Origin of the sequence: Vibrio sp. 10N.222.48.A3, from assembly GCF_041475345.1 — a bacterium.
Lineage (GTDB): Bacteria > Pseudomonadota > Gammaproteobacteria > Enterobacterales > Vibrionaceae > Vibrio > Vibrio tasmaniensis_A.
Map to the genome: position 1 here is coordinate 1 of NZ_JBFRVX010000443.1, position 3,067 is coordinate 3,067.

At 42.5% G+C, this 3,067-nt stretch carries 4 protein-coding genes; 1 reads left to right on the top strand and 3 read right to left on the bottom strand.

Going from position 1 to position 3,067, the window contains the following annotated elements; all coding sequences use genetic code 11:
- Positions 1–59: 59 nt before the first annotated feature.
- Positions 60–293, bottom strand: coding sequence for a DUF3389 domain-containing protein (locus tag AB4653_RS13465; protein WP_009845322.1), 234 nt, complete (start codon positions 291–293; stop codon positions 60–62).
- Positions 294–365: 72 nt separating this feature from the next.
- Positions 366–791: a hotdog fold thioesterase gene (locus AB4653_RS13470; RefSeq protein ID WP_009845321.1), complete on the bottom strand. Its 426-nt coding sequence runs from the start codon at positions 789–791 to the stop codon at positions 366–368.
- A gap of 184 nt (positions 792–975) precedes the next feature.
- On the opposite strand from AB4653_RS13470, the gene AB4653_RS13475 reads away from it, so the two are divergent.
- On the top strand, positions 976–1,764 hold the full coding sequence (locus tag AB4653_RS13475; RefSeq protein ID WP_009845320.1) for a M48 family metallopeptidase: 789 nt from the start codon (positions 976–978) through the stop codon (positions 1,762–1,764).
- An 84-nt stretch (positions 1,765–1,848) separates the two neighbouring features.
- Here AB4653_RS13475 and AB4653_RS13480 read toward each other — a convergent pair whose 3' ends face one another.
- Positions 1,849–2,931 carry a site-2 protease family protein gene (locus AB4653_RS13480; protein ID WP_102257721.1) on the bottom strand — a complete coding sequence of 361 codons (1,083 nt, stop codon included), beginning with the start codon at positions 2,929–2,931 and terminating at the stop codon, positions 1,849–1,851.
- Between the last annotated feature and the right edge of the window lie 136 nt (positions 2,932–3,067).

Below are 3,067 nucleotides of genomic sequence, written 5' to 3' on the forward strand. Positions count from 1 at the left end.
GGTATGGTGTCCTAATGTTTGATTCAAATAGAAGGTCTAAGTACTTTTGCAGTATACGATTACATCACATCGCAGCCGATTTCATTGGCAATATCTCGGAGCTGCTGTTCGTTGTCTAATTTAATCGACCACTTGCATTCAGAACCATTGGCTGAAATGACATTTGCCCCTTTTCCTATCAGTTGGATTGCATCAACTTGAGCTTGTAGCGTGACTCTGTGCTCACCATCCAAACGAACGACCAGCTCATGTGCGGTTGCGATGATTTTCCCACTTTTAAACGTTATGACCATGGATTTCTCGGACTATTTTAAATACAGATTACTTCTTATAAATACAAACACAGCTAACTAATGCTTAGCCTATTATCGCTTATGTTTCTTCACAGCAATAGTTAAACGACTTGTACAGACTAAGCGTTGACGCTCATCCGTGATGTTTATCTGCCATACTTGGGTAGACACACCTAAGTGAATAGGCTCAGCAGTACCGACAACATGGCCATCGCGCATTGATCTAACGTGGTTTGCGTTGATATCTAGCCCAACGCAATAGTAGCCTTCTGGAACGCAAAAATTAGCAGCCAATGAGCCAAGCGTTTCTGCTAACACAACCGATGCGCCGCCATGGAGCATACCTAAAGGTTGGTGGGTAAAATGACAAACCGGCATGGTTGCCACCAAAGAGTTGTCGTTGACCTCGGTGTATACAATATTGAGGTGTTCAATTAAGGTATTTTTTGAGGTCGCGTTGAAGATCTCTAGGTCAACGGGCTTTTTCCAAATACTCATGTAGGTTCCTTAATTATTGGCTTTGTTATCGCGTGTGCAGTTTTATCATCGTTAATAGGTTGATAAAACCAATAACGTTAGCATTATTGCTGGGATTATTACCGAAATAGTTATCTTACTGCTACTAGCTATTACACAAGTTGATGTTAACATGCATAAAAACCGAATACACGGAGGATATTGTATGACGTCATGGATGAAGTTTGCCTCGCTTCTTACACTCGCTGGGCTAAGTGCATGCAGCGCTTCCCCAACAGGCAGAAACCAATTACTGCTTTTTTCAGATAAAGATATGTCTCAGCTTGGAGCACAGTCTTTTGAACAAATGAAGAAAGAACAACCCATCAGCAAAGATGCAAAAACGAACGCTTATGTACAGTGCGTCGCAAACAGCATCACGCAATACATTCCTAAACAAGGTTTTAGTGAATGGGAAGTTGTTGTCTTTGACAGTGACCAAGTAAACGCATTCGCCCTACCAGGTGGAAAAATTGGCGTATATACCGGGTTGCTTAAGGTAGCGGTTAATCAAGACCAACTCGCGACAGTTATCGGGCACGAAGTGGCGCACGTTTTAGCAGACCACAGTAACGAGCGCCTATCTCAGTCTCAAATCGCTAACACTGGTTTATCGGTTACTAGCATCGCATTAGGCACATCAGAATACAGCCAATATCAAGGTATGACGATGGCTGCTTTAGGTTTAGGCGTTCAGTATGGCGTTATTCTACCGTATGGGCGAACTCAAGAATCTGAAGCCGATGTTGTTGGCCTAGAGTATATGGCTAGAGCTGGATTCGATCCTAACCAAAGTGTCGACTTATGGCAAAACATGGCGAAGGCATCGGGTGGTAATCAGCCCCCAGAACTGCTTTCTACACACCCTTCGCACAGTACGCGTATCAAAGATCTGCAAGCGACGATCAAAACGCTTCCCCAATCGGGTTCTCCAAGACCAAATTGCAAAACGTAATTTTACATTTGTTTAGACGCTAAACTTCGAATACAAAAATGCCCTATCCATATTGGCTAGGGCACTTTTTTGTTTTGGTTCTTGTTAAGTACCAAGAATTTGCAATGGTAGGCTTAATAGTTGATCACCAGTAGATGCAAAATACCAGATAACACCAATCAAACTACTCACTAAACCCACATACCAAACAAACGACACGACTTGACCGTATTTGTCTAATGGTAACAAGTGACTGTGGTGACGCCCTTTCCATTCGAACAGTATTTCCACACTACCCATAAACAATAAGAAACCAAACAAGGTCAGATTCAACTGATAACTCAGTACCACACCAGCAACAGCGGCTGCGATACACAATACAATACCAAGCACGCTGTTCATTGAGAAACTGATACTTTTCAGTACATGTCCGCCATCGAGAGGCAAAATTGGCAATAGATTAAACAAGTTCAATAGCGCGTTGAATACTGCAAGCCCAGCAAAGAACATCTCGCCAGTGATCAAGTACAACACGGTAAACACCAAAGACAATATCAATCCGAACAATGGCCCCATGATTGAGATAACTACGTCTTGCCAGCGCGTATTGATCTTCTCATCGGATAACGCTAAACCACCAAGGAACGGTATCAAATAGATGCCTTTGGTCTTCATGCCAAAGTATTTCATCGCTCTAATATGGCCGTATTCATGGAACATAAGGCAAGCGATTAGAGCTAAAGCAAATTGAATTGAAAACAGCCATGAATACGCAGCCAAGCTCGCTGAGGCAAGTACGACTTTGATTAGCTTGGCACTTTTTAATGCTTTCATACCAAGCGACACTAATCCAATTAAGCTAAAACGCTTCTCAGGTTTAGGTGCTACAACGGGAGTTTGTTGCTCGATGTCTTTAGTGTCGCGGTTACCTTCGGCAATCGTTTGACCATTGACGGAGGCTTTGTAGTACATCTCAAATGGCTGCCATTGAACTGACGCTTTGACGTGACACTGCAACGTATCTTCGCCAGATTGCAACATGAATGAGTGAGTTCGAGCATTATCTTGCTCTGAGGTCGCATCCAGTTGAGACACAAGTGTATTATCCCAGAACAGCTGTTGCCAACCAGCCATTGAACCTTCTAAACGAAGCGGTTTTCCAAGAAACTCTATCGCGAGTAATTCCAAACTTAAATTCCAATTTAATGCCATCGTAAATGAAACCGTATTATGCCGATTTAGCGATTAACGGTAAACACAAACGAAGTTGTTACATATTTAAGCAATTGAACACTATTTATTCCGATAATGCGCATAAACATTC

Coding starts and splice junctions, on each gene's coding strand:
- AB4653_RS13470 (WP_009845321.1), bottom strand. CDS start 791: ATGAGTATTTGGAAAAAGCCCGTTGACCTAGAGATCTTCAACGCGACC.
- AB4653_RS13475 (WP_009845320.1), top strand. CDS start 976: ATGACGTCATGGATGAAGTTTGCCTCGCTTCTTACACTCGCTGGGCTA.
- AB4653_RS13465 (WP_009845322.1), bottom strand. CDS start 293: ATGGTCATAACGTTTAAAAGTGGGAAAATCATCGCAACCGCACATGAG.